This window comes from Candidatus Avoscillospira sp. LCP25S3_F1, from assembly GCF_052117125.1.
In the GTDB taxonomy this organism is placed as follows: domain Bacteria; phylum Bacillota; class Clostridia; order Oscillospirales; family Oscillospiraceae; genus Avoscillospira_A.
On sequence record NZ_JBQKJT010000044.1, the window covers coordinates 1 to 5,866 of the forward strand.

Consider the following 5,866-nt stretch of genomic DNA (forward strand, 5'->3'; position numbering starts at 1 on the left):
GAGAAAAACCTTCTGGCGGTTCAGGCAGCATGAACGAGCATCCACGAGAATAACCATGATTCATTCCGTTTTTTCTTCTTTTTTCGTGTCCGTTTTTCCGGGAAGGGCTCAGTCAACCAGCCGCCGTATATCATCCAGTTCGCTTTCCAGCTTTGCCCGTTCCATTGTGTTTTTCATCTTGCCTTTTTCGCTGGCCTTTGCCCTTGCTTCCAGCTTCTCGTTTTCCGCTAACAGGTCATTGATTGTGACCTTGTATTTTTTCAACTGCCCGGAGAAATTCTCCATCTGTGGGAACCACTTTTTCAGCATGGAGAGGGCTTCCTCTTTTTTCTTTCCGGCATTCAGCGGGTTAATGCCGTCCAGCGTGGCTTCAATGGCTCTTGCCTGTTTGGAGAGATTGACCGCCTGCTTAAACAAACGGGTGGGGATATGCTTCCTGCCTGTCTTGCTGGCGCTTTCCCCACGCTCCAAGTCGGGATATTTCTCCACCATATAGGCGTGAAAATCGTCCTGCCATTTTGTGAGGTTGGCTCTATTCCCTATAATCTCCTTTGCGCACAGGCGGTTGTCCTTTGTCAGCGGAACAAAGGTCAAATGCAGGTGGGGCGTTTTCTCGTCCATGTGTACCACCGCCGACACGATATTTTCCCGGCCTACCCGGCCAATGAGAAAGTCCGCCGCCCTCTGGAAAAACGCCTGTATCTCCTTTGGGGATTTCCCCTTGAAAAACTCCGGGCTGGCAGTTACCAGCGTATCGACAAACCGGGTGCTGTCCTTGCGGGTTCGGCACCCGGCTTGTTCAATGCGGCTTTTAATGAAATGGTAGTACCTGCCCTCCGGCTTAACAATGTGGAAATTGTACTTGCTCCGGCTGGTGTCAATGTCGGGATTGCTGGCGTACTGTTCCTTTTGCCGTTCGTGATGGGCTTCCAGCGGTTTTGCCGGATTGCCCTTGTGTTTTTCAAATCGCAAGATTGCGTGTTGTGCCAAAACCTATCAATCCTCCTTCCTGCGGACAATTCGGGGGCTGTTTTGAGGGCGGGGCATATAAACATACAGCCCCGCCCGTAACAGCACCTAAAAGCCCTTGATTTATGGGGCTTTTCCAGCCCCTATTTGTCCGTGTTCCAGCGGCGTTTCCTGTCGCTGGCGTTCTTCTGTTGTCTGCGTACCCGTCTGGCGCAGGCTTCACAGTATTTCGCCCGGTTGGAGCGTGGGATGAAAGCCGCCCCGCAGACAGCGCACCGCTTCACCCTGTCCCCGCAGTAGATCTCCGCTTCCAATGCCTTATCCAGCGGAAGCACCGCCCACCGAAACCATTTACAGCAGACTGTATAAGAAATCATTTGAGGACAGGCGCAGGTGTCCCCATCGTCAAGGGCGATACAGTTGCCGCCCTCGCAGTTGCAGCACTCCCGGCGAATGAGGGAATTTGCCCGTTTCCTTTGCGCCGGGGTCATGCGGTAGGGGGTGCCGTCCGGCTTACGCTCCAAAGACGGTAAATTTTTATATGGGTTACTTTTCATGTAGTCCCTCCGTTTTTCGCTTTTGCCGTTCTCCCCGAAAAGGCTTCCTGCCCCATTCCTGCGGCGTGTTCCGGCGTTGGCACGCTCCCCGCAGCTTCGGGACAACTTGTCCCGAAGCGACCTCTGGACAAAGTGTCCAGAGGTCCGGCTCCTTGCGGTGCTTCCCCAGCCGGGGTATTCCTTTTCGGACGGTCATTCGGTTTTCAAGGTGCTGTCCATCGATGAACTATCCTAAGTCTACACCTAAATGGCCGCCCGTCCCGTATATCCGAAAGGTAGGAAAACGGCTTGAAAAACAGCCTATTTCCACGCTCTCGGAATTGTGGTAGAATGAAAAAGGAATATGTAGCAGGGGGTGGAAATGAAATGTATAACCTAAATTGGTCAAGAAGTGACCTCACCCGGCAAAAGCTGGGGACGTTCTGTGAATACTACGCAAAAATGTCATTAGCCTCTTATGGAGTGAGCATTTATACTTCCGAGGTTGATGACCATGGAATAGATTTTATTGCAGAAAGCAAGAGAGGATTTTTGAAGTTTCAAGTTAAAGCCATTCGCAAAGGAACAGGCTATGTTTTTATGCGGGAGGAATATTTTGATATTTCAGACCAATCACTTTACTTGTTCTTGCTTTTGCTAAATGATGGCGAACACCCCATAGAATATTTAATTCCTGCGACCACATGGGATAACGACAGTAGTAATATTTTTGTTTACCATTCATACAAGGGCAAAAAATCGAAACCAGAATATGGCCTAAATATTTCTGCCAAGAACATTCCGCGGCTCGAAAGATTTAAGTTAGAAAATATGATAACGGCAATATAATGAGGAACAAAATATGGCTTTAACCATTCAAGAGCGCCTAAAAGACCTGCGTGTGGAGCGTGGATTGACACTGGAACAGCTTGCAGAGCAGACACACCTCTCCAAGTCTGCGCTGGGCAGTTATGAAGCGGACGAGTATAAGGACATCAGCCACTATGCCCTTATCAAGTTGGCGAAGTTTTACGGTGTGACTGCCGATTATCTGCTGGGATTGACCGAAACAAAAAATCACCCAAACGCCGATCTTGCAGACCTGCATTTGAGTGACGAATTGATTGACCTGTTGAAAAACGGGCGGATAGACACAGCTCTGTTTTGTGAGTTAGCCACACACAAAGATTTTGTGAAACTGCTGGCGGACATTGAAATCTATGTGAACGGTATCGCCACCGGGCAAATCCAAAATCTGAACGCATGGGTTGATGTGGCAAGGGCGGAAATCATGGAGAAATACCAGCCGGGGGAGCATGATAAGACCGCCTATCTGCTGAACGCAATCCATGTGCAGGAGGGCGAGTATTTCAGCCGCCGGGTACATGACGATATAGATGGTATCATGGAGGACATAAAGGAAGCCCACAAGGGGCGGGCAGAGAGTGCGCCGGAAAAATCTGTTGCCGCCGAACTGAAAAAAGATTTGGATGAGGTGGCAAACTTCAAGGGGAGCCGTTTGGAACAATGGCTGCTGATTTATTGCAAACAAAACCGACTGCCCTATAATCGTTTGACCGAAGAAGAAAAGCAATGGCTGATACGGATAGGTTCAAAGTCAGATTTTATGAAGTCACATATTTCAAAAAGAGGTAAAAAGAGATAGGGCAAACTATCTGAAAATTATCACACGTTCCCATACTGTTGTCGCCATAATAGTGTACAATAGAAGTAGGTGGTGAAATAAATGCAGAATTATGATATTTTAGCGTATGGATTGACGAATAGGGAAATGGGTCAGCTTCAAAAAATTATCCCACAAAATTCTTCTGCATTTATCACGGAATGTTCCACCGACTTAATTGCCACTCCCGTTAGTGGAATTATAGTAAGGTTTAGCAAACTGTCGGGCGGCGAACGAAACATGCTCCTTGATTATTATTCTGAAATTGGAGATTTTTCCGAGGCAGTAATTCTAATAGGAGAAATTTCCCTGCCACCCAATTTACGTCGTAAGATCAATGTATTTTCCAGCTTTGAATTGATGCAGCAACAAATCAAATTTATACTTATGGACGCATATCGCAAACAAAAAAAGTATAAAAATTTCAGTATCATTGTGGCGAACACTCTATTTGTACTAAGTGCTATTAAAAAAACACCTGGTATCTCAACAAGAGAATTAGCTGAAAAATTAGAGGTATCAGAACGCTCTGTGCAACGATACATTGAAACACTTCGGATTGCAGGAGAATGGATTGAGTATGACACAGCATTAAAAGGCTGGAAATTGAGCGTTGGCAAATCGGTTCTATGGGATGATTTCTAAAAATGCGGGAGGATTTAGAATGGAACGTACAGAGAAATATATAAGCGATATTGAATTGCTATTTCAAGAATGGAAAAACAAAGCACCTTCTGATGATATTAACCACAGTAAAAATGTGTTCATTCGAGACGGTATTGTTTGCCCGGAGCAGTGGTTTTCCCAAAAAGTGCGCCCCTTGTTTCTGCTCAAAGAAGCATATCACGGAACAGGCGACTGGGATTTAATAAAGGATCATTTGCTAACCAAAGAAAAAATGGGAAAGCACATTACATGGAAAAGGGTATCTCAATGGACGCAAGGACTACTACATACATCAACCACCTATTTATGCCCGTTTAGAGACGAAGCGGCTATGCACTATTTTGGAAATGAGCAGCTCCGCCAGATTGCCGTTGTCAATGTGAAGAAGAGTGACGGAGCGAAAGACTCCGAGAAAGACAATATTTTGCAATATGCACAATACGATTGCGCAGAATTACGTCATGAAATCGAACTGATTGACCCAACTATTATTGTGTGCGGATATACCATAACATCTCTCAATATCATTTTGGGGTATAACATCAAAGATAAACAAAACTCTAACCTTTACTATTTCACACGGCTGAATGGTCACGATGTCATTGTGCTGGACTATTATCATCCGTCAAATCGTTATCCAGATATAATGAATTATTATGGGCTGATTGGAAGTTATCAGCAAGCACTTATATGTCAAGAAAAGGGTTGTGTGTAAAATGACTTGTATTAAAGCTGATATTCAAGTTCCATGTGAATTGGCTTATGATGAGGTCTGGCACAGTGAAAATGGACTGATTAAAGTTTCGAAAGACGGATTGTGGGGCTTTATAAACGAAAAGGGAACCATTGCCATTCCTATTGAGTATGATACAGTATCTCAGTCCAATAATGGCCTGATATGTGTTGAGAAAAACGGATTGTATGGACTTCTTGATGTAAATGGAAATGTTCTCATTCCATGCATTTATGAAGAAGAATTTCATTTTCGCTCAAAGAATTTATGGGGTAAAAAAGACGGAAAATATTGCTTGCTAAATATAGCTGGAGCGCATATCTCCGAAGATTGGTTTGATGAAATATGGTGCGGCTATGACGATTTATGTGCTGTGAGGGTCGGCGGGAAATGGGGCGTTGTTTCCGAAATAACAGGTGAACTCCTTGTCGATATAAGTTATCAGCAAGCCTATCCTATTTATGGTAAGTTGATAAGAATAAAGCTACAAGGGAAATGGGGATTGTTGCACCACAGTGGGTATGAAATTTTACCACCTATTTACTCCGATATACGGGAAAGCAATACTGGGGTGATTTGCGTTAAGAAAGACGGCAAATGGGGGATTGTAAAACTATCCATGAAGGAGAAATAAGAAAATATCATGCGTGGAAGATAGCAAAGCCAGCCGAGCCAGTCAACGGTCAAGATGAACGGCGCATTTCATGCGCCGCCGTTGACAGTCCCGCCTATCTTTGCTAAAAGGTAATCAAGGCGGGAAAGCCGTAAAATGGCTTCCCCGTCCATTTCGATTTTGGGAAAAGAAACGCTCTAAAATCAGAACGGGTGCGGCCAAGCACTTTTAGGGATTGGCCGCCTTGTCTACCCATTCAGCGGGGCGGCGGGCGTTGGTCAAGGCCGGGTGTAACCCGTTCATTTCAACCTTGACGGTTGCCCGTTGTCCTGCTACTTTTCCGGGAGTGTGGACAACACTTCGGGACACTTTGTCCACAAGTTAGAGCGTAGGACGAGGGACGGGGGCTTTCATATACCTGCCGCCGTTCTCTGAAAACAGCCCGTTTTTTTGCTTATTCCCATTCGCAAAAATCCCGCCTGTTTTCCTGCCGGAGCAAACGGGGCGCAAGAAGCACCGCACCCCGTTTCCCCCGGCAGCCACGCCAGCAGGTATACTGGAAAAAATTCGAGCTTGTACTACACCGCAGGACAAAATAAAAGTAGGGCTTGAGGCAACCGGGCATTACAGCTACAACATTCTTGGGTTTCTTCTGGACAACGGTC

General features: G+C 45.9%; 7 protein-coding genes. 5 read left to right on the forward strand and 2 right to left on the reverse strand.

All coding sequences use genetic code 11. From position 1 onward, the window contains the following. Nucleotides 1-108 precede the first annotated feature (108 nt). Both mobV and ACTQ33_RS16855 read right to left on the reverse strand, forming a co-directional pair. Complete coding sequence (gene mobV, locus ACTQ33_RS16850) at nt 109-990, reverse strand: MobV family relaxase (protein ID WP_441465651.1); 882 nt, start codon at nt 988-990, stop codon at nt 109-111. Nucleotides 991-1,112: 122 nt separating this feature from the next. Next, a complete protein-coding gene (locus tag ACTQ33_RS16855; RefSeq protein ID WP_441465652.1) occupies nt 1,113-1,526 on the reverse strand; it encodes a cysteine-rich VLP domain-containing protein in 414 nt (137 codons plus the stop codon). 330 nt (nt 1,527-1,856) lie between these two features. On the opposite strand from ACTQ33_RS16855, the gene ACTQ33_RS16860 reads away from it, so the two are divergent. The 5 genes from ACTQ33_RS16860 to ACTQ33_RS16880 all read left to right on the forward strand — a co-directional run bounded on the left by ACTQ33_RS16860 (nt 1,857) and on the right by ACTQ33_RS16880 (nt 5,222). Further along, on the forward strand, nt 1,857-2,354 hold the full coding sequence (locus ACTQ33_RS16860; protein WP_441465653.1) for a DUF4365 domain-containing protein: 498 nt from the start codon (nt 1,857-1,859) through the stop codon (nt 2,352-2,354). 13 nt (nt 2,355-2,367) lie between these two features. Beyond that, nucleotides 2,368-3,171, forward strand: coding sequence for a helix-turn-helix domain-containing protein (locus ACTQ33_RS16865; protein WP_441465654.1), 804 nt, complete (start codon nt 2,368-2,370; stop codon nt 3,169-3,171). Between the two features lie 81 nt (nt 3,172-3,252). Continuing rightward, nucleotides 3,253-3,834, forward strand: a complete 582-nt coding sequence (locus ACTQ33_RS16870; RefSeq protein ID WP_441465655.1) for an HTH domain-containing protein — start codon at nt 3,253-3,255, stop codon at nt 3,832-3,834. A gap of 19 nt (nt 3,835-3,853) precedes the next feature. Further along, on the forward strand, nt 3,854-4,570 hold the full coding sequence (locus ACTQ33_RS16875) for a hypothetical protein (protein ID WP_441465656.1): 717 nt from the start codon (nt 3,854-3,856) through the stop codon (nt 4,568-4,570). Between the two features lies 1 nt (nt 4,571). Further along, entirely contained in the window at nt 4,572-5,222 is a 651-nt protein-coding gene (locus tag ACTQ33_RS16880) for a WG repeat-containing protein (RefSeq protein ID WP_441465657.1), read from the forward strand. The last annotated feature ends 644 nt before the right edge of the window (nt 5,223-5,866 follow it).

Excerpts from the sequence above, each read along its gene's own strand:
- ACTQ33_RS16855 (WP_441465652.1), bottom strand. The coding sequence starts at position 1,526 with ATGAAAAGTAACCCATATAAAAATTTACCGTCTTTGGAGCGTAAGCCG.
- ACTQ33_RS16860 (WP_441465653.1), top strand. The coding sequence starts at position 1,857 with ATGAAAAAGGAATATGTAGCAGGGGGTGGAAATGAAATGTATAACCTA.
- ACTQ33_RS16865 (WP_441465654.1), top strand. The coding sequence starts at position 2,368 with ATGGCTTTAACCATTCAAGAGCGCCTAAAAGACCTGCGTGTGGAGCGT.
- ACTQ33_RS16870 (WP_441465655.1), top strand. The coding sequence starts at position 3,253 with ATGCAGAATTATGATATTTTAGCGTATGGATTGACGAATAGGGAAATG.
- ACTQ33_RS16875 (WP_441465656.1), top strand. The coding sequence starts at position 3,854 with ATGGAACGTACAGAGAAATATATAAGCGATATTGAATTGCTATTTCAA.
- ACTQ33_RS16880 (WP_441465657.1), top strand. The coding sequence starts at position 4,572 with ATGACTTGTATTAAAGCTGATATTCAAGTTCCATGTGAATTGGCTTAT.